Genomic DNA, 20,771 nt, shown 5'->3' with positions numbered 1-20,771 from the left:
GTAGGAACACAATACGTTAGTTCTACCTGGTAGGCTAGGGGGCGTTTAATTCGAAGTCTCTGAGACTGATATTCAGCAGTGATTTTTATACATTAGATAAGAGCGTGCAAGAGCAGATATACCAGGAGTTCTATCTCCTCGTATATCCCATGATTTACTTCATATTAAGGGATCATGCGGCGGTGGAAGACATTATTCAGGAGTCATTTCTTAGGGCTGTTCGTAAAGCGCCTTTATTGACTGAAATTGATAAATATGAAAGCTGGGTTAAGAAGTTAACTCGGAATGTTACACTCAATCATCTTCGTAAGCACAAGCGCAACCGGGATGAGCTGGAAGTTGAACTCATGCTCTGTATCAAGGAAGCGGCACCAACATCTGAATATCTGGTTCCATTGGATCAAGAAGTCGAGCTGAAGCTAATGCGCGAGGCTATTATCACCTACATTAATCAACTTAGCCCCTCTTACAGACAAATTATTGCGATGAAATGGATCCATAATTTATCTTACAAAGATATGGCTAATGAGCTTGGTGTAACGGAGGGAGTCGTTCGACAACGCTTGTTCCGGGCACGTGATGTGATTAAGCAGAGACTGCTTGAAGAGTGGGGATCTGGCGGATAAGAGTCCTTTAGGACTCTTATTTCTGCTTCAGTGGTTGTCGATTTGTATCGTTTTACGGCGTGGCATATAATAAGGACATTAGATTGGATGAGAAAAGGGGTTTTCGTAAATTGAGTACAAGCTTTGAACAACTGCAGATCGCGCAGTCCTATTTAGATAAATTGCAAGAATTAGGGATTGGTGAGCCAACACCGATTCAAGCCGAAGGGATTCCTGTTTTAAAGCAAGGGAAAGATGCCATCATTCAGTCCCAAACGGGTACGGGTAAAACATTAGCCTATTTGCTTCCAGCATTGGAACGAATCGATCCTACGCAAAAACAACTGCAGGTGCTTGTTGTCGTTCCCACCAGGGAGCTAGGTATGCAAATCATGCAGGAAATTGAGAAGTTCACTGAAGGAGGACCGATTCGATCTCAATCTCTTATCGGTGGAGCGGCCATTGTTAGACAAGTAGAAAAGCTTCGATTACACCCTCACATTGTTGTTGGTACGCCGGGTCGCTTGCTTGAACTTATGAAAATAAAGAAGCTAACTTTGCACCATGTGAAAATGGGTATTGTTGATGAAGTGGACCAAGTGTTCGAGCTAGGTTCCATGCAGGATGTTGAAGCAGTCCTTAAAGGGATGCTTAAGTCCAGTCAGATGGTGTTTGTTTCCGCGACGATCCCGCAAAGCACGGAGCAAGCTGCGGGGAGATGGCTCAAAGATCCTGTGATTATCAAAATCAATCCGAATCAACGCACAGCCGAAACATTGGAACACATGTATGTGGTGTGTCAGGAACGTGAGAAGATTGATACGCTCAGAAGGCTTGTACGTCTGATTAAGCCTACATCAGCTATCGTGTTTATCAACGTCACGGACGATATTGCCCAAGTGGTGGGCAAACTCCAATACGTAGGTTTATCTGTTGAAGCCTTGTATGGAGAAGCTAGCAAACAAGATCGGGCCCGAGTGATGGGGAATTTCCGGGATGGGAAATTTCAATTGCTGCTGGCAACGGACGTTGCCGCAAGAGGACTTGATATTGAAGGCGTGACTCATGTCTTCCACTTGGATCCTGCGACCAACGCGGAGTATTATCTCCACCGCGTAGGCAGGACCGGTCGGATGGGCCGCGAGGGCACGACCATCTCTATCGTGACGCCGAAGGAGCAGTTCATTCTCGACAAATTCGAGAAGCAGCTCGGCATCACGATTGCGCCGAAGGCGATGTTCGAGGGCCGGCTCGTCGACCCGGCCCAGGACCGCAGTGCGGCGACGATGCGCAGCCGACGCGAAGCTGCGCGCCCGAGCGGCGCAGCACCTACGCGCAGCTCCGCCGGCGCGCGGGACGCTGCCGCGCCAGCGGGCGCGGTGCGTACTAGTGCCGCGGCGCCTGACGCGCGCGGCCAGAGCAGCGCTGCCCCGGCGAAGCCGGCGGCGCAGGCGAACACGAACAAGGCCGCCGTTGGCAAGACCGTGAGTAAAGCGGAGCGCGAGCGAGATCGCAAGAGCAAGGGCGCTCCTCGTTGGCTCAAAGAAAAGCAGCAGAACAAAGAGTAGCCCTACCTACTAGGGCAACAACAAATTGATCTGCGGGGTGTGAAACGTGCTGAAAAAAATAGTCATTTTCGCCATGGTTGTGGTCATCATCCTTACGGCTGCACTGGTGATAGCCGTTCGGCATGTTAAACCAACCGAAGCTTTAAACTTAGATTATAAAGAAGTCACAATCAGCAGCAAGATCGCAGACATCGTCAAGAACCGGAATTTTGAGGTACAGCTAACCGAACAAGAACTTAATGATGTGGTAAAGAAGCAGCTAGCTGGTCATCAAGTTCTGCCTAATGATTTTCGAATTGAAGGGGCGAAGCTTACACTTCAAGGTTCAAACCTTGTGGCTGACGTGAATGTGAGGTGGCGGGAGAAGATACCCATCGGTGCCCAGATGATGTTCACCCTTGCTTGGAACCCGCCGAATTTAGTCGTTCAACATCGAAATACGAGTATTAAAGGCATGCAAGTACCAAGTGAATGGGTTCAACTTGCTCCTATCGAACTCCCTATTGAAGATCACTTGCCAAAACTTATTGGTGTGAAGAATGTAATGTTCGAGGAAAAAGCCATCATCGTTCAATTAAAGCCGTTGCGATAACATAGAAAAAGCTGAATCCACTAAGGATTTCAGCTTTTTTTAACTTTATACAGACTTTGAGGTTTGAACGTTCCATCTCCGAGAATATAAAATGATACCTAACACGACACACATGCCAATAAGTACAAACCAAATTGACACGCCTACATGAAATCGGTCCATCCCCCAACCGACACCTAAGGGAAGAATAGAACCTCCTAATCCACCTGCGGCGATAAGCGTACTCGTTGTTTGCTCCGTACGCCCTGGAAGCAGTTGATTCGCATAAATGAGAGCTACTGCGAACATACCGGACATGAATAATCCAAGTAATAGTACAACGGCGAAGCTGCTCCATAGATTCGTGCTAAACACCCAGATAAGTACGGTGAGCAAGCTGCCTGCAAATGAGACCGCCAAGTAACGGAAATAAGTCATTTTCTCGGCAACAACACCTGCAAATAGTCGGCCTACAACCATGGCCAGCCAATAGGCTGTTACAGCAAGCGATGAAACGGAGCTGGAAGCATGTAATTGATCGGTAAAGATCGAGGGCAAGAAATTAACGATGGTGTTTTCCATTCCTACATATAAGAAGAAAACTATCATGAGTAAACAAAGAAACGTCAAGGAGCTCTTAGTAAGTACAGGGAGTTTCTCTGTCCGCTTCGAGCGATCCGCTTTGTGAGCTAACAACTCATCATGCTCGCCTAAGGAAAGCTTCGACCAGACAATACACGCAGTGAGTGCGCTTAATCCCAATAGCATAAATCCGTATTTCCATAAACCATTAGCGATCAGGATACTTGATACTATGGGCATAAATAATGCTCCAAGTCCGAAGAAAACCTCGAGCTTGCTGAAAGCAACCGCTTGTTGATCTTTTGCTGCAATTAATACGAAGGTGCTGATGCTGGATTCAACGAGTCCGAAAGCTACCCCGGCTATGAATGACAGACAAACCGCAATGGGCCAAGGAGGCAGCAGAACGATAGTGATCATAGCCAAGAAGAGAAGACCAAAAGCCGTTGTAATGGTACTTCTGCGACTGATCCGACGTATGAGAGATGGCATACAAAGTACACCCAGAAGGAAGCCACCGAATTCCATGAATACAAGTAGACCGCCATCACTGTAACTTCTTCCGTAATGGGTGAGTAATTCGGGTAATACAGCTCCAAAAATAACGTGAGTACAGCCCGTCAATAAGTAAGACAAGCAGGCCATAATTAAGAGTCTCTTCATAAGACAGTGCTTCCTTTTTGATCGGCAGCATATTTCTCGTTATAAGCAAATACATGACCAATGGCTTCTGCAACAGAATCCACATGGTACAATGCCTTTTGTTTGACCTCCGGATGAGCGCCTTTCATAGCAAAACTATGAGGTGTGATGCCGAACATCGATACATCGTTGAAAGAATCCCCGAAGCAGGCGATCTCTTCTGGCTGCAAGCCCAATTTTTCAATAAGTACAAGCAGAGAGCTGCCCTTTGAAACAGCGAGAGGCATAATATCAAGACAATCTTTGTCGGAAATGAACATTTCTAGCTGATCCCCAAGCTTTTCCTGCATTAGAGCCTTAAGCTCTAAGAGCGTTTCTATTTTTCCAAACATCGAGAACTTACAAACAGCAAAGTCCCCTTTCAAAGACTGCTCCACATCATCTTTTACAATAAAAGGTTGGAATGTTCGAGATTGCACATCATCAGAAGCAGGAGTCAAATTCGTGATATAATTCGCTTCGCCCGAGCAAACGAGCTTGACGAGATCAAAATCCTTAAGAAGCTGGTACACTTGATAAGCCAAATCAGGTTGAAAAAGCTGAGATTTCATGAACGTACCATCCTCTAAGTGGATGAATGCGCCATTTTGTGAGACGGAATAGGCGCGATGACCAATTTCCGCTAATACTTGCTGCATTTCAATGTTCATTCTTCCTGATGCCAAACAAAGTCCAATACCGGCTTCTTTGACTTTCATTAGTGCAGCTAATTCTCTAGAACTGACTTTCTTATTGTGATCGAGTAATGTGCCGTCCAAATCACTTACGATAAGTTTAATCATGTTGGTCTTCTCCTCCTGCTAATACGATTTCAACATCACATGCAAGTAATTTCTCTTTCATTTCAGTGCTTAATGCTTGATCGGTTACGAGGATATCAATACTTTCGAATCCCACGACGCGATGAAACAATCGCTTTCCGAATTTGGAATGATCAGCTAGTACAATAACTTGGTCCGCGTGCTGCATCATGGCTCTCACCAGATAACAATCCTCTTCGTTCGGAGCAGACAGCCCTTCTTCTGTAATTCCACAAGTCCCGATGAGCAGTTTATCGACATGATAGTCATTTAACATCTCGATCGCTTTCGCTCCGTATACACTATGGTGCTTGTTATCTAGTACACCGCCAAGAATATGGATGGTCGTTTCATCTTTACGAGTGAGAATAGCAGCAATTTCAATTGAACTTGTCACGACAATATTTTGTTTGGACCTTAGTGCAGTGGCAGCATGTAGGACTGTGGTTGAGGCGTCCATCATGATATAATCGCCATCTTGAACGAGTGCCGCAGCTGTCTTGCCAATCGTTAGCTTCGAAGAAGACTCTGCTTGCAGCCTTTGATCATAATCTCCAACTTCTTTGGAAAGGGTGGGGAGGATGGCACCGCCGCGCGTTCGAACGATAGTACCTTGCTCTTCGAGTTTTACCATGTCACGTCTAGCTGTGTCCCTTGAAACATCGTATAGCTCACAAATAAGGTCAACGGTAATTCGTTTATTTGATTTTAAGTATTCGACGATTGAAATAAGTCTTTCTTCTTGAAACAAGGGGAATTCACTCCTTTCGCTTAAGTGATTGTAAGTGATAATAAGTATATGACTTATTATAATGCTGATTATGCATTCTTTCAACTAAAAAAAGACCGTGTATTCGCTCAAGGAACGAATGCACGGTTTTCTGATCCATTTATCTGATTATTTAGATGATTATTTGATAGCAGTTTTTTTTCTGGTTTTAATATAGCTAGGATACGTAATTTCTCCGGAGTCAAGCTTTCTAATTTCTTCTTCGTTCCAACCGGTAATTTTATTCGTACCTACTACACCCGTAAGCTTGATTTGATAGTGGTGAGCTAGGTACTGCTGGAGTTTGGCCATTTCATCAGGTTTTATTTCCCTGAGCTTTTGCTTGCCATGCAATTGACCTAATATAACTCCGATAGACTCTGCAGCAAGACTTGTGTTCGGTTGTATTCTTGTGCTTCCATAGGCGATAGCTGATGAGCCTACATTTTTTCCGGCCGCGATGACATTTTCATAATTTTTCAACAAAAAGCTGCGCAGCGGCATGCCGTATTTATCCGGACGTCCCATTTCAATACCCCACTTGTTAGCACTTGTGCCTTGTAAATCAAGCGGATACCCACCAATACTGACATTATCCCAGAACATCGTGCCCGAAAGGAGATCAGATGGTTTTAAAACATAGTCCATTTCATAGTGATTATATTCTCGGACATAGGGATACGTAGGAAATTCACCTAATTCAGCATGTGCCCAACCCGGTAACGTTTTACGAAAGTGATTGAGAATCAAAGGTGTTTCTTTATTACCTAGGCTAACAGCCTCTTGGATGGATTCAGGTTTTGAAGGATCAACGGTATAAACAAGAAGGGCGTTAATTAGAACTTCCCCATCTCGTTGATGCACCGCGTTCAAACCTCTTAGAAAAACTCGATCATTGGAAGGATGATAGGCCTTAGTCATTCCGCTTAGTCCAATAGCGAAGCTATCACTTACATAACCTCCACCGAAATGCTTCGATTTCTCTTCTGGTTTTAATAGATTAAATGCGGTATTAAACTTTTTCCAGTCGACATTTTTGAACTTCATCATCATGCCAGCACTCATATATTCAATCTCTTTTTGACCATAGAACTTCTCAAGACCTGGCAATCGCTTGGCATCTAATCGACTGATTAACGCCGCATAATCACTGTTATCAACCCAATAGGATGCTGTAATTTTCTTCTTTTCATTTTGTTCCGTAGTGTAAACGATAGAAGCGATTTTGTGCATATGATCCGGTGTATTCGTTTGTTCAATTTCATTAATGGCAATACCAGATTCCAAAGGAATATCTTTGATTAATTTATTCATATATGTAGTGAATTCTGGTAGCTTACGTATTTTGGCGTTTCGGAAACCGTCGAATAATTCTTTGACACGGCCTTGTACGAGTAAATGACCTTGATCGTCGCGGGTTTCATCGAGAAATAGCATTTGACTTTGGAGAATCTGACCTCCAAACGCTTTATGAGGATCCAGTACTTTAACCTTCAAGCCTTCATCTGCTGCAGCTCTGGCTAGGTAAAGACCTTCAAGCTCACTGCCGATGACTACTACATCGATGTGCTCAGTAGGATAAGTATTAACGCTCTCATTATTTGTTGGGTCAACAGGCGCTGTGGGTGCTTCGCTAACGATTGGAGTGTCTGGATGCGTGATTGCTGGCGCAGAAACAGCTTCTGGTTCCATGTTCCCTTGCTTATGCCAAACCTTGCTATACGAAATTGCGGACAAAACAATAAGCAGAACGGCTAAAGCGATAATAAGTTGAACTCGGGGATTCCGTAAACGCATGTGTAAACTCCTTTAGCGATAGTCTGATATGGTTTAAGTTTAGCAGTTTCAAAGTTGATTTAATAGACTGAGAAAATAGCTTGATATAAAAGATTTTGATGTCCACCCCCAAAAAGATAACCGGTTGGGCGAATTCTTGTAGCATAACACAGGAACCCTTCGCGAAGGCTCCACATTATTTATGAAACTATATGAATAAGGGAGAGGGAACTTGAATGAAAAAGAATCTAATGAAGAAATTTGTAGCAACTGGACTTGTACTAACAATGGTAATGGGGGGCGCTACAGCAGCGTTTGCCAAAAATAATGACCATGAGGATAACGATCGTGGTAAACGCACTGAAAGCAAAGGATACGATACTAATAAATATAATGTAAAAGGCAATATTCAAATCCGCATTAATTTTGATGATCTCAAAAGTGCTCAATGGGCAATGCGTTACATAGCAAGTCTAGCATCTAAGCAAGTATTCGAAGGTTATGAAGATGGTACTTTCAAACCTGATAAGTCCGTTTCTCGTATTGAAGCCATCACGGCAGCTGTGAGATTGATGGGCTTGCGTGAACAAGCTGAATCCGCTGCTGAAATGTCTACAAAATTGAATTTCAAAGATGCAGACAAGATCCCTGCTTGGGCTGTAGGTTACGTAGCCGTAGCACTTGAGAATGATCTGTTCACAGAAAGTGATGACGCTGTTCAACCGCAAAAAGAAGCTGATCGCTTGTGGGCGACTACTCTTTTGGTGAAAGCTCTGAAATTAAATGCAGAAGCTAAGGCGAAAATGAACACAGCACTTACATTTAAAGATGCTAAGCAAATCCCAGCAGGTTCTGTTGGTTATGTTGCAGTAGCTATCGAAAAAGGACTAGTTGACGGTTTTGAAGATAATACATTCAAACCAAATCAACCTGTAACACGTGCTCAACTGGCCGCTTTATTGGATCGCACTGGTAACCAATTGCCAGAAGATCAAAGTTCTATTACAGGCACTGTGAACGCAGCAGTTTACAACAACGTGCTTTCAGTTACTAAAGCCGGAGTTTCTACTCAGTACGTTCTTCATCCAGATGCATTCATTTTGCGTAATGGTGTGAAAGTAGCTCCTGCCGCTATTCAAGTTGGCGATGAAGTGAAGGTTCGTACATTCAATAATACAGTTGTATTTGTCGAAGTAACGAAGTTGGCTGAAGTTAATCAATCCTTCGATGTTTTGGGTACGTTGAATGCGACTACGCTTAATGCTCAAGGTAAGATTACTACCATTTCCATTACTCAAAATATTAACGGCAACAACCAAACAACGATTTATAACGTGTCTGCTGATGTTGCTTTGACAGGTAACTTAGGCGCTTTCACACAAGGTCATCTGATCCAGCTTAAAGGACAGAACCAAGTAGTTACTTCTATTGATGTGAAATAATAAAAGCACCATTCGAAAGATATAGAAAAGGTTAGATACATACAGTGGGCTCCTTGCTTATTTATAGCAGGGAGCCCACTGTGCTTTTTAGCTGTATAATCTTGCTTTAATTGAGGGAAACTGATCTTTGTCTTGCATTGCGAAGAGACTTTGAGCTACGTTTAAAGATCCCTATATTAGGAGTTGGACTATTTATGGACGAAACACTCATGGCTACATTTAAAAGGTATTATGCCGATTACCGAGGCGCTGCAAATGTTGATCAAAGCTTTTCAGATGCTCACCAAGCCATTGCTTATCATGTAATAGAGCAAACCGACCAATTCGCTCAAGAGGGAAACCTTGCTGGTATTCAAACCTTGATCCGCGAATTCAAAGAGATTGGTTTGGTTGTAGGGCTTAGCAATGATTCATTAAAGGAGCGTTTCGAGCAGGAACTTGTAGAGCAAGTGCTTAATCGAGCGCCTTCGTAAAAAATATGTCGAATAGGTGTTGAATTATTCAAGTTACCATGATATATTATTAATCCGGCTAAAACGAGCTGAATTTTTTATCGAAAAAAGTAAAAATAAAGCTTGCATTTGATTAGGCGATTATGCTATATTATAAATCCGGCCGAGAGAGTAGGACGGAAAACGAAAGAAATTGATCTTTGAAAACTGAACAACGAGTGAGTAAGAACGAACGAGAAATCGTTCAAAAAAGAGATTGCAAAATCTCGCTAGCAACGCAAATGAGCAATTAAGCTTTCAAATAGTTTTACTATTATGGAGAGTTTGATCCTGGCTCAGGACGAACGCTGGCGGCGTGCCTAATACATGCAAGTCGAGCGGATTTATCCTTCGGGATAAGTTAGCGGCGGACGGGTGAGTAACACGTAGGTAACCTGCCTATAAGACTGGGATAACTATCGGAAACGATAGCTAAGACCGGATAACTGGTTTTCTCGCATGAGAGAATTATGAAACACGGAGCAATCTGTGGCTTATAGATGGGCCTGCGGCGCATTAGCTAGTTGGTAGGGTAACGGCCTACCAAGGCGACGATGCGTAGCCGACCTGAGAGGGTGAACGGCCACACTGGGACTGAGACACGGCCCAGACTCCTACGGGAGGCAGCAGTAGGGAATCTTCCGCAATGGACGCAAGTCTGACGGAGCAACGCCGCGTGAGTGATGAAGGTTTTCGGATCGTAAAGCTCTGTTGCCCTAGACGAACAGCAAGGAGAGTAACTGCTCTTTGTGTGACGGTATAGGAGAAGAAAGCCCCGGCTAACTACGTGCCAGCAGCCGCGGTAATACGTAGGGGGCAAGCGTTGTCCGGAATTATTGGGCGTAAAGCGCGCGCAGGCGGTCAATGAAGTTGGGTGTTTAAGCCCGGGGCTCAACCCCGGTTCGCATCCAAAACTGGTTGACTTGAGTGTAGGAGAGGAAAGTGGAATTCCACGTGTAGCGGTGAAATGCGTAGAGATGTGGAGGAACACCAGTGGCGAAGGCGACTTTCTGGCCTATAACTGACGCTGAGGCGCGAAAGCGTGGGGAGCAAACAGGATTAGATACCCTGGTAGTCCACGCCGTAAACGATGCATACTAGGTGTCGGGGATTCGATTCCTCGGTGCCGAAGTTAACACAGTAAGTATGCCGCCTGGGGAGTACGCTCGCAAGAGTGAAACTCAAAGGAATTGACGGGGACCCGCACAAGCAGTGGAGTATGTGGTTTAATTCGAAGCAACGCGAAGAACCTTACCAGGTCTTGACATCCCAATGTAACGCCTAGAGATAGGCGCCCTCTTCGGAGCATTGGAGACAGGTGGTGCATGGTTGTCGTCAGCTCGTGTCGTGAGATGTTGGGTTAAGTCCCGCAACGAGCGCAACCCTTGATCTTAGTTGCCAGCACTTTGGGTGGGCACTCTAAGATGACTGCCGGTGACAAACCGGAGGAAGGTGGGGATGACGTCAAATCATCATGCCCCTTATGACCTGGGCTACACACGTACTACAATGGTCGGTACAACGGGAAGCGAAGCCGCGAGGTGGAGCCAATCCTTATAAGCCGATCTCAGTTCGGATTGCAGGCTGCAACTCGCCTGCATGAAGTCGGAATTGCTAGTAATCGCGGATCAGCATGCCGCGGTGAATACGTTCCCGGGTCTTGTACACACCGCCCGTCACACCACGAGAGTTTACAACACCCGAAGTCGGTGGGGTAACCCGCAAGGGAGCCAGCCGCCGAAGGTGGGGTAGATGATTGGGGTGAAGTCGTAACAAGGTAGCCGTATCGGAAGGTGCGGCTGGATCACCTCCTTTCTATGGAGACTCGGATCTGATAGATCCAGTCAAGTATCTTCGGATACAAAACGTTTACTCACTCGTGTTCAGTTTTGAAAGAGCAATCTTTCAAACGCAAGTTGACAACCAACATCGCTTTGCGAATGTAATGGTTGCAACATTGTTCCTTGAAAACTAGATAACGAAACAAAACGTAAAGTAAGAACTTAGGTTGTATGATTCTTTTGGATCATGCAAAAATCTTTAAAGTTTTTTCTAGGTTAAGCTAGAAAGAGCACACGGAGGATGCCTAGGCACTAGGAGCCGAAGAAGGACGTGGCGAACGACGAAATGCCTCGGGGAGCCGTAAGCAGGCTTTGATCCGGGGATGTCCGAATGGGGGAACCCAGCTGTGGTAATGCGCAGTTACTCTATTGTGAATACATAGCAATAGTAGAGGCATACCCAGGGAACTGAAACATCTAAGTACCTGGAGGAAAAGAAAACAAAAGTGATTCCGTCAGTAGCGGCGAGCGAAAGCGGAATAGCCCAAACCAAGGAGCTTGCTCCTTGGGGTTGTAGGACCTCGTTGTGGGGTTAGTTCGGTAGGCGAAGTGATCTGGAAAGGTCCGGCATAGAAGGTAAAAGCCCTGTAGCCAAAATCGAACGAAACCCCTAGAGGTATCCTGAGTACGGCGGGTCACGTGAAACCCCGTCGGAATCCGGCAGGACCATCTGCCAAGGCTAAATACTCCCTAGTGACCGATAGTGAAGCAGTACCGTGAGGGAAAGGTGAAAAGCACCGCGGAAGCGGAGTGAAAAAGAACCTGAAACCGTGTGCTTACAAAAAGTCAGAGCCCTCTATATGGGTGATGGCGTGCCTTTTGTAGAATGAACCGGCGAGTTACGTTCCCGTGCGAGGTTAAGCTGAAAAGGCGGAGCCGCAGCGAAAGCGAGTCTGAATAGGGCGCTTTAGTACGTGGACGTAGACCCGAAACCGTGTGATCTACCCCTGTCCAGGGTGAAGGTGAGGTAACACTCACTGGAGGCCCGAACCCACGCATGTTGAAAAATGCGGGGATGAGGTGGGGGTAGCGGAGAAATTCCAATCGAACTCGGAGATAGCTGGTTCTCCCCGAAATAGCTTTAGGGCTAGCCTCGGATGTTGAGTTGTGGAGGTAAAGCACTGATTGGGTGCGGGGCCCGCCAAGGGTTACCAAGTCCAGTCAAACTCTGAATGCCACAAACTTAAATCCGGGAGTCAGACAGTGAGTGCTAAGATCCATTGTCAAAAGGGAAACAGCCCAGACCATCAGCTAAGGTCCCCAAGTGTGTGTTAAGTGGGAAAGGATGTGGAGTTGCACAGACAACCAGGATGTTGGCTTAGAAGCAGCCACCATTGAAAGAGTGCGTAATAGCTCACTGGTCGAGTGACTCTGCGCCGAAAATGTAACGGGGCTAAACACGCCACCGAAGCTATGGCTTGCACTTTAGTGCATGGGTAGGGGAGCGTTGTATGTACGTTGAATTCTGACCGTAAGGACAGGTGGAGCGCATACAAGTGAGAATGCCGGTATAAGTAACGAAAAGATCAGTGAGAATCTGATCCGCCGAAAACCTAAGGGTTCCTGAGGAAGGCTCGTCCGCTCAGGGTAAGTCGGGACCTAAGGCGAGGCCGAAAGGCGTAGTCGATGGACAACAGGTGGAAATTCCTGTACCACCGTAGCCGTTATGAGCAATGGAGTGACGCAGAAGGATAGTGACGCGAGCTGATGGATGCTCGTCCAAGCAGTGAGGCTGATGTGTAGGCAAATCCGCACATCGTAAGGCTGGGCTGTGATGGGGAGGGAAATTTAAGTACCGAAGGTCATGAGTTCACACTGCCAAGAAAAGCTTCTAGCCAGGCGAAGGTGCCCGTACCGCAAACCGACACAGGTGGGTGAGAAGAGAATTCTAAGGCGCGCGGAAGAACTCTCGTTAAGGAACTCGGCAAAATGACCCCGTAACTTCGGGAGAAGGGGTGCCTCGGTAGGGTGAATAGCCCGAGGGGGCCGCAGTGAAAAGGCCCAAGCGACTGTTTAGCAAAAACACAGGTCTGTGCGAAGCCGCAAGGCGAAGTATACGGGCTGACGCCTGCCCGGTGCTGGAAGGTTAAGAGGAGTGGTTAGGGACCTCGGTTCCGAAGCTATGAATTGAAGCCCCAGTAAACGGCGGCCGTAACTATAACGGTCCTAAGGTAGCGAAATTCCTTGTCAGGTAAATTCTGACCCGCACGAATGGCGTAACGACTTGGGCGCTGTCTCAACGAGAGATCCGGTGAAATTTTAATACCTGTGAAGATGCAGGTTACCCGCGACAAGACGGAAAGACCCCATGGAGCTTTACTGCAGCTTGATATTGGACTTTGGTACGATCTGTACAGGATAGGTGGGAGCCTTTGAAGCCTGAGCGCCAGCTTGGGTGGAGGCATCGTTGGGATACCACCCTGATCGTATCGGAGTTCTAACCTGGTACCGTAATCCGGTATGGGGACAGTGTCAGGTGGGCAGTTTGACTGGGGCGGTCGCCTCCTAAAATGTAACGGAGGCGTTTAAAGGTTCCCTCAGAATGGTTGGAAATCATTCGCAGAGTGCAAAGGCATAAGGGAGCTTGACTGCGAGACCTACAAGTCGAGCAGGGACGAAAGTCGGACTTAGTGATCCGGTGGTACCGAATGGAAGGGCCATCGCTCAACGGATAAAAGCTACCCTGGGGATAACAGGCTTATCTCCCCCAAGAGTCCACATCGACGGGGAGGTTTGGCACCTCGATGTCGGCTCATCGCATCCTGGGGCTGAAGTAGGTCCCAAGGGTTGGGCTGTTCGCCCATTAAAGCGGTACGCGAGCTGGGTTCAGAACGTCGTGAGACAGTTCGGTCCCTATCTGTCGCGGGCGTAGGAAATTTGAGAGGAGCTGTCCTTAGTACGAGAGGACCGGGATGGACGTACCGCTGGTGTACCAGTTGTCTCGCCAGAGGCATCGCTGGGTAGCTATGTACGGAGGGGATAAGCGCTGAAAGCATCTAAGCGCGAAGCCCCCCTCAAGATGAGATTTCCCAGTATGTAAGACCCCTTGTAGACGACGAGGTTGATAGGTTCGAGGTGGAAGTGCAGCAATGCATGCAGCTGACGAATACTAATCGGTCGAGGGCTTAACCTAATATAGGGATCTTTTGACGAAGTCAAAAGTCTCTCCGCTTAGGGATCTTTAATCGTAGATTAAAGTCTCTCCGCTTAGGGATCTTTGACGAAAGTTAAAATCTCTCTACTCAGCTGACTAAGCAGCTAGCACCTACGTCTAACGTAGCCATGCACTTAATTACTTTACGAATGTTTCGTATCTAGTCTTCAGGGAATAAATCCCTACTGTGGCGATCGTGGCGAAGGGGTTAACGCACTGGTTTGTGGATCCAGCATTCGTGGGTTCAAGTCCCATCGGTCGCCCTTTTCCCTTCAATAATGGGGATTAGCCAAGCGGTAAGGCAACGGACTTTGACTCCGTCATGCCTAGGTTCAAATCCTAGATCCCCAGTTTTCTAATTTCATTTGCGGTCGTGGTGGAACGGCAGACACACCATCTTGAGGGGGTGGCGCTCACAAGGCGTGAGGGTTCAAATCCCTCCGACCGCATCCCTATTTTAAGCAAGAAACCCTTACTAGTTAAGGGTTTTTTTGTGTTATAACGGATGATGTGTAACATACAATCATGCCAAACATTTTGGTTCCATCGATAGATTCTCTTAGAGTGGCCTAAATATGTAGTCTGTTTTACTATTTTGGTTTTTTGCATACACCAAAATCACTTTCTTGGATTATTAATAGAATAGTATTACTTTTCTAAAAGAGGAGGAAGGAGGAATGATAGTATGCTTCAGTACCAAGCCCTTAATGAATATAGTGCTATGAATTACGCCCGAAAGTTAAGAAACATGTTTATGACAAATGCACAACTGGTTTGCGAAGAGATTGGCGATGGGAATTTGAATCTGGTCTTTCGTATTACAGACAAAAGTTCAGGAAAAAGCATCATAATGAAGCAAGCTCTTCCCTATGCGCGGGTGGTTGGGGAATCTTGGCCATTGACTCTTGAACGGGCACGAATTGAGAGTCAGGCATTGATTGAACAACATTCTATTTGCCCAGGTTTAGTGCCTATTGTCTATCATTATGATAGTACGATGGCCTTGACTGTGATGGAAGATTTATCGAACCACCTGAATATGCGTAAAGGATTGGTGGCTCAAGAACGCTATCCTCATTTTGCATGTCAAATTGGCACTTTTCTAGCGCGAACTTTGTATATGTCGTCTGATTTTGCATTGCCCTCTCAAGTGAAAAAGGAAAAAGTGGTTCAATTCTCAAATCCGGAAATGTGCAAGATATCCGAAAATCTCATTTTTACGGATCCCTATTTCGCTTCAGAAACCAATCAATTTAATCCATTGATAGCAGATAAGGTGGTTGAAATATGGGAGAATACCCAACTGAAACTTGAGGTCGCAAAATTAAAGGAAGGTTTCCTCACCCATGCCCAGGCACTCATCCATGGGGACCTTCATACCGGCAGCATCATGGTAACGAATGTGGATACAAAAGTGATTGATCCGGAATTCGCTTTTTATGGACCTATTGGATTTGATATCGGCGCTGTGATAGGAAACCTTCTACTTAGCTTTGCCTCCCACGAAGGACACACGAAGGACTCGCAGGAACGAATAGATTATCAAACGTATCTTCTTACGATGATCGAACAAATATGGACTTACTTTGAAAAAGAATTTAGACATTTATGGGACAAAGAATCTAAAGAAAGAATGACGGCAATCCCGGGATACGTAGATCATTTCTTACTCCAAATACTTGAAGATACTGCAGGCTATGCGGGTTGTAAAATGATTCGTAGAATCATAGGTCTAGCACATGTATGGGATTTGGAAAGCATAAATGATCCAAGTTTGCGGGCAAAAGCTGAAAAGCTAGCGCTTTCGATCGGACAAGAGTTGGTACTAGAAAGACGGCAAGTGCAAAGAATCAAAGACATTACATCCCGTGTTAGAAAGACAGCAGGGTGGGGGGAGTTATAAAAAGAGGATTATAATTTGGGAGGTCATGTATATGACTATTAAAAAAAGAAACCATCTCTTTACTTCTGAATCGGTGACTGAAGGCCATCCTGATAAACTATGTGACCAAATTTCTGATGGTATATTAGATGCTATATATGAGATAGATCCGTATGCACGCGTTGGTTGTGAATGTTGTGTGGGTCGGGGCTTTGTTCTTGTAACTGGCGAGATTACGGCAAAGGCGTTTATTGATTATCAAAAAGTTGTTCGAAAGACAATTAGTAACATTGGATATACACGAGCTGAGCTCGGTTTCGATGCTAATTCATGTGCAGTCTTAATCGCCATTAATGAACAATCTCCTGATATTGCAATGGGGGTCAACGAAGCTTTAGAAATTCGCGAAGGCAAGTTGAATGGAGGAGAGATTGAAGGAATAACTGGTGCCGGTGATCAAGGATTGATTTTCGGGTTTGCTTGTAGTGAAACCAAGGAACTAATGCCAATGCCAATAGCTTTATCTCATAAATTGGCGTATCAATTGGCTCAAATGCGCAAGAATGGTACATTACCTTATTTGCGTCCCGATGGGAAAGTTCAGGTCAGCGTAGAATATGAAGGCGATCACCCCATCCGTATCGATACGATCGTAATCTCAGCTCAACATGATCCTGAAGTGTCCCTAGAGCAAATTAAAAAAGATATGTATGAATTTGTGATTTTGCCTGTCATTCCAACTGATTTGATAGATGAAAAAACAAAATATTTTATTAATCCAACGGGCCGTTTTGTGATCGGTGGTCCAGAGGGAGATGCAGGATTAACAGGTCGTAAAATTATTGCCGATACTTATGGCGGCTATGCTCGTCATGGTGGAGGTGCATTTTCGGGTAAAGATCCCACCAAGGTTGACCGTTCGGCTGCTTATGCTGCGCGTTATGTAGCAAAAAACATTGTTGCGGCAGGTCTCGCTCAAAAGTGTGAAATTCAGATTGCTTATGCGATTGGAGTGGCACATCCCGTTAGTATAGCTATCGATACATTTGGTACGGGAATCATTGACGATGATAACCTTATTCAATTAGTTCGTAATCACTTTGATCTTCGTCCGGCAGGCATTATTAAGATGCTAAATCTGCGTAGACCTATTTATCAGAACACGGCAGCGTATGGACATTTTGGCCGTATGGATGTTGAATTTCCTTGGGAACAGACAGATAAAGCGGAATTGTTAAGAGATGCAGCAATAGGGGCAGTAAGGGAATGATCAACAAGCATTACGCATTTGACTCAACACAAAAAAGCCTCTTCATCCGAAAGAGGCTTTTTATATTAATCTAAGACATCTATTTCATTAGAACCTCGAATTAATGTTTTTGTATACATTTTCTTGGGTTTTAATATATCTATTAAATAATCGACTGCAACTTTAGGGTCTACTCTCTTTCCGCAGGTGTAACCATCTATTGCCGCAAAATTTTCCTCCGGATATGTGTGAATGGAAAGATGACTTTCAGATAGAAGAACAAGTATTGAACAGCCACTTGGGTCGAATTTTTTATGGATTACTGACAGCACGGTAGCACCACTTTTCTCTGCTGCATTCACCATAATTAGTCGTAAAAAATCAACATTATCTAGAAAACTGGATTCTACCCCCCAAACGTCAACAACCGTATGCCTGCCATATGTTGAGTATTGCAAATCTATCACCCCTTCAAATGTCCAACTTACTACTATTCTATGAACAACAAATGATGAGTGATCTGGTAAAGTGACTAATTCTAGTGAAAAGCCACGAAAGGGCTTCTCGAGAATGTCGAATTAAAAGGATTCTTTTCCTATTGTGTAGAATAATTTATGTATTATGAGCTGTATCGGTTTGAAGGGGTGTTCCATTTGAAATCATTGAAAACGAAGCTAATAGGCCTTCTTACTTTTATCGCTTTAGTTCCTTTATTTTTACTAGGATTTATGAGTTATCAATATTCAAGTGGATTAATGAAAGATCAGCTTTCCAAATCAGTTCAAAAGGAACTTCACCAAGTAGATAATACTTTTGGCATGATGTATAAAAGCATAGATGAGGATTTGTTGAATTTATCAAATATGCCGGTTGTTACTCAAGCAGACGAAACGGTTTCTACCTATTTTGACAAAGAGGATGATCGTATTCAGCCTAAGTCAACGCAAAGAGTTGATATTGAAGGAGATATCTATCGTGAGTTCGAACGTTATGCGAAATATCATCCAGATACCACATACATTTATTTGGGAACGAAAGACGGCGGTTACATTCAGTGGCCCAACGATGCGATGAAAGGAGGCTATGATCCACGTGAACGTCCCTGGTACAAGCAATCTATCCTAGATCCTAATGGTATTAAACGATCCGCTCCCTACAGCTATAATGCTCCAGATGGACTTCAGACAATAGTGAGTAAAACGACTACGGTAAAAGACGCTCAGGGCCATATCATTGGAGTCATCGGTTTAGATCGCAGTCTCGCCAAGTTATCGGATATTGTGAAAAATATCCAAATTGGTTTAAGTGGTTATGTGTTTATGTTTGATGAAAAAGGGACGGTTATCGCTCATCCAAATAGCGAAGTTACTTTTTCTACATTGGAGCAATTAAACAACGGAACGGCTCTATCGACCCAAACGAAACAGCCCGTATCGTTCAATATTTCCGATTATTCCTCCTTATTAAAGCAAATCCATGGTTTTTTCGAAATGACTATTGAAGGTAAGCCCTCCTATGTTATTCTCTATCAATCCCAATCTACCGGGTGGAAAATGGCTGCGGTTCTTAGTAAAAGTGAACTATTGAGTTACACGGATTCTTTAAAATGGAGAATGACCCTCGTTGGTATGTTCATTGTTGTTCTTGCCATTCTTTTCGGGTTTTATATCGCCAGATTGCTCACGAATCCCCTGACAGAAGCCAAGGATGTGGCCGAAGCGGCTAATCAAGCCAAAAGTGTTTTTTTGGCCAATATGAGTCATGAAATACGAACGCCGATGAACGCGATTATCGGGTTTAATTATTTACTCCAACAAACTCAACTTACGGGCCAACAGAAGGATTATGTTAGGAATACGATTGTTTCGGCAAAAAACTTGCTAACGATAATAAGCGATATTCTTGATTTCTCCAAGATAGAGGCGAAGAAAGTTGCTCTGGAGCATATCGAATTCGATTTGTATGAAGTGCTGAACAATATCTCGAATATGATCGCTTTTAAAGTGGTTGACAAAGGATTAAAATTGCAATTTTCCATCCATCATGAAGTGCCGCAAATGTTCCAAGGAGATCCTTATCGCTTAAATCAAATCTTGCTCAATCTTGCAAGTAATGCCGTGAAGTTTACAGAAAACGGAGAAGTAACCATTTCGGTGGGCGTTGTGACAAAGAATGAGCGAAGCGTCTGTTTGCGTTTTGACATTCGCGACACGGGAATCGGCATGACCGCGGAGCAGTGCGAACAGTTATTTAAAGAGTTTACACAAGCGGATATGTCAACAACGAGGAAGTACGGGGGGACAGGATTAGGGCTTGTCATTAGTAAAAACTTTGTTGAATTGATGGGCGGACAATTTTTCATTGAAAGCGTGCTAGAGTTAGGAAGTTGCTTCTCTTTCACCGTGCAATTGGACTACTTATCGTTTACAGGCGTAAGTTTATCTCAAGATTCCAAATGGAAGTTTCTCCACGTTTTACTGATTAGTGACAATACAGAAATGAGCTTGGTATTGAAAAATCAATTGGAGCAATTTGAGTTCAATGTCACAGTGGCGGACTCAACTGCTGATTCTATCGAACAGATCTATCAAAACGGCCGCTATGATATGGTGATCATAGATTGGAAACTCCCGAATGCATACGTCATTCGATTCGTAGAAAAAACCAAGATGGAGTATGGCACCCCGAAGAAAGTTATCATTCTAATTAGTGCGTTTCATGAATCCGAGCTGCAAAATGCTGTGAATTCGCCTGCAATAAAAAAATTACTCTATTATCCAATCAGTCAGTCGCAATTATATAATGAGATGGCTGGATTATTTCATAATGAGATCGACAATGAACAAAACATGACTAGTAAGGAAGATCAACATTACGATGAAAAGTTTGCTACACTTCGCGATACGAACATTCTACTCGTCGAAGATAATGAGATTAATCAACTTGTGGCCAAGGCGATCTTGGATGAGTTGGGCTTGCAAGTTGATGTTGCTGAAGATGGAACTAAAGCGGTGCAGTACGCAGCTAATAAGAGGTATGATGCCATACTGATGGACTTGCAAATGCCAATCATGGACGGCTACGAAGCAGCTAGGCGAATAAGAGAACGGGATGTGGATACACCGATTATTGCTATGACTGCAGACGCTATGAAAGGCGTAAAGGAGCAAGTACTTGGGACTGGAATGAATGCCTATATTTCAAAACCGTTTGAAGCGTTTGAGTTATTCAGCGTGCTGCAGCGGGTCATTCAGGCTTCGAAACTGACGGGAGCGCAGCAAGTCGCTGCCTCTATTGCTATCGATGATACACAGGAATGAAATATGAGTAGAACAAAGA

13 protein-coding genes, 3 tRNA genes and 2 rRNA genes are annotated in these 20,771 nt (G+C 44.6%); 13 read left to right on the top strand and 5 right to left on the bottom strand.

The window, feature by feature from the left end:
* The first annotated feature begins 104 nt into the window (after positions 1-104).
* From QFZ77_RS33530 to QFZ77_RS33520, 3 genes are all read left to right on the top strand, one after another.
* Complete coding sequence (locus tag QFZ77_RS33530; RefSeq protein WP_307447024.1) at positions 105-626, top strand: RNA polymerase sigma factor; 522 nt, start codon at positions 105-107, stop codon at positions 624-626.
* Between the two features lie 110 nt (positions 627-736).
* Positions 737-2,173 (top strand): DEAD/DEAH box helicase, encoded by a 1,437-nt coding sequence (locus QFZ77_RS33525; RefSeq protein ID WP_307447021.1) that lies wholly within the window; start codon positions 737-739, stop codon positions 2,171-2,173.
* 46 nt (positions 2,174-2,219) lie between these two features.
* Positions 2,220-2,765, top strand: coding sequence for a hypothetical protein (locus QFZ77_RS33520; RefSeq protein ID WP_307447018.1), 546 nt, complete (start codon positions 2,220-2,222; stop codon positions 2,763-2,765).
* Between the two features lie 45 nt (positions 2,766-2,810).
* Here QFZ77_RS33520 and QFZ77_RS33515 read toward each other — a convergent pair whose 3' ends face one another.
* The 4 genes from QFZ77_RS33515 to QFZ77_RS33500 all read right to left on the bottom strand — a co-directional run bounded on the left by QFZ77_RS33515 (position 2,811) and on the right by QFZ77_RS33500 (position 7,394).
* Positions 2,811-3,989, bottom strand: coding sequence for an MFS transporter (locus tag QFZ77_RS33515; protein WP_307447015.1), 1,179 nt, complete (start codon positions 3,987-3,989; stop codon positions 2,811-2,813).
* Positions 3,986-4,810 (bottom strand): HAD family hydrolase, encoded by an 825-nt coding sequence (locus tag QFZ77_RS33510; RefSeq protein WP_307447012.1) that lies wholly within the window; start codon positions 4,808-4,810, stop codon positions 3,986-3,988. The genes QFZ77_RS33515 and QFZ77_RS33510 overlap by 4 nt, the downstream gene beginning before the upstream one ends.
* Complete coding sequence (locus QFZ77_RS33505; protein WP_307447009.1) at positions 4,803-5,579, bottom strand: DeoR/GlpR family DNA-binding transcription regulator; 777 nt, start codon at positions 5,577-5,579, stop codon at positions 4,803-4,805. The genes QFZ77_RS33510 and QFZ77_RS33505 overlap by 8 nt, the downstream gene beginning before the upstream one ends.
* A gap of 159 nt (positions 5,580-5,738) precedes the next feature.
* Positions 5,739-7,394, bottom strand: coding sequence for an FAD-dependent oxidoreductase (locus tag QFZ77_RS33500; RefSeq protein WP_307447006.1), 1,656 nt, complete (start codon positions 7,392-7,394; stop codon positions 5,739-5,741).
* A gap of 215 nt (positions 7,395-7,609) precedes the next feature.
* Here QFZ77_RS33500 and QFZ77_RS33495 point away from each other — a divergent pair, with 215 nt between their 5' ends.
* From QFZ77_RS33495 to metK, 9 genes are all read left to right on the top strand, one after another.
* A complete protein-coding gene (locus tag QFZ77_RS33495) occupies positions 7,610-8,815 on the top strand; it encodes an S-layer homology domain-containing protein (protein ID WP_307447003.1) in 1,206 nt (401 codons plus the stop codon).
* A gap of 194 nt (positions 8,816-9,009) precedes the next feature.
* Positions 9,010-9,288, top strand: a complete 279-nt coding sequence (locus QFZ77_RS33490) for a hypothetical protein (protein WP_307447000.1) — start codon at positions 9,010-9,012, stop codon at positions 9,286-9,288.
* 291 nt (positions 9,289-9,579) lie between these two features.
* Positions 9,580-11,121, top strand: a 16S ribosomal RNA gene (locus QFZ77_RS33485).
* Positions 11,122-11,361: 240 nt separating this feature from the next.
* Positions 11,362-14,280 (top strand): 23S ribosomal RNA (locus QFZ77_RS33480).
* The 16S and 23S rRNA genes sit together here with 3 tRNA genes alongside, the layout of an rRNA operon.
* Positions 14,281-14,491: 211 nt before the next feature.
* Positions 14,492-14,564 (top strand) — tRNA-His (locus QFZ77_RS33475).
* Between the two features lie 16 nt (positions 14,565-14,580).
* Positions 14,581-14,652: transfer RNA gene (locus QFZ77_RS33470), tRNA-Gln, on the top strand.
* A gap of 16 nt (positions 14,653-14,668) precedes the next feature.
* A tRNA-Leu gene (locus QFZ77_RS33465) sits at positions 14,669-14,750 on the top strand.
* A 236-nt stretch (positions 14,751-14,986) separates the two neighbouring features.
* Positions 14,987-16,204, top strand: coding sequence for an S-methyl-5-thioribose kinase (gene mtnK / locus QFZ77_RS33460; protein WP_307446997.1), 1,218 nt, complete (start codon positions 14,987-14,989; stop codon positions 16,202-16,204).
* A gap of 31 nt (positions 16,205-16,235) precedes the next feature.
* A complete protein-coding gene (metK, locus tag QFZ77_RS33455) occupies positions 16,236-17,453 on the top strand; it encodes a methionine adenosyltransferase (RefSeq protein ID WP_307446993.1) in 1,218 nt (405 codons plus the stop codon).
* A gap of 65 nt (positions 17,454-17,518) precedes the next feature.
* Here the strand turns inward: metK and speD are convergent, their stop codons facing one another.
* Complete coding sequence (gene speD, locus QFZ77_RS33450; RefSeq protein WP_307446989.1) at positions 17,519-17,890, bottom strand: adenosylmethionine decarboxylase; 372 nt, start codon at positions 17,888-17,890, stop codon at positions 17,519-17,521.
* 195 nt (positions 17,891-18,085) lie between these two features.
* Between speD and QFZ77_RS33445 the strand changes: the two genes are divergently transcribed.
* Complete coding sequence (locus tag QFZ77_RS33445; RefSeq protein ID WP_307446986.1) at positions 18,086-20,752, top strand: hybrid sensor histidine kinase/response regulator; 2,667 nt, start codon at positions 18,086-18,088, stop codon at positions 20,750-20,752.
* The last annotated feature ends 19 nt before the right edge of the window (positions 20,753-20,771 follow it).

This window comes from Paenibacillus sp. V4I3, from assembly GCF_030817215.1.
Taxonomy (GTDB): Bacteria; Bacillota; Bacilli; order Paenibacillales; family NBRC-103111; genus Paenibacillus_E.
Note: the sequence above shows the minus strand (reverse complement) of the source record. Positions and strands in the feature narration are given on the sequence as shown.

Coding starts and splice junctions, on each gene's coding strand:
- QFZ77_RS33515 (WP_307447015.1), bottom strand. CDS start 3,989: ATGAAGAGACTCTTAATTATGGCCTGCTTGTCTTACTTATTGACGGGC.
- QFZ77_RS33510 (WP_307447012.1), bottom strand. CDS start 4,810: ATGATTAAACTTATCGTAAGTGATTTGGACGGCACATTACTCGATCAC.
- QFZ77_RS33500 (WP_307447006.1), bottom strand. CDS start 7,394: ATGCGTTTACGGAATCCCCGAGTTCAACTTATTATCGCTTTAGCCGTT.
- QFZ77_RS33495 (WP_307447003.1), top strand. CDS start 7,610: ATGAAAAAGAATCTAATGAAGAAATTTGTAGCAACTGGACTTGTACTA.
- QFZ77_RS33490 (WP_307447000.1), top strand. CDS start 9,010: ATGGACGAAACACTCATGGCTACATTTAAAAGGTATTATGCCGATTAC.
- mtnK (WP_307446997.1), top strand. CDS start 14,987: ATGCTTCAGTACCAAGCCCTTAATGAATATAGTGCTATGAATTACGCC.
- metK (WP_307446993.1), top strand. CDS start 16,236: ATGACTATTAAAAAAAGAAACCATCTCTTTACTTCTGAATCGGTGACT.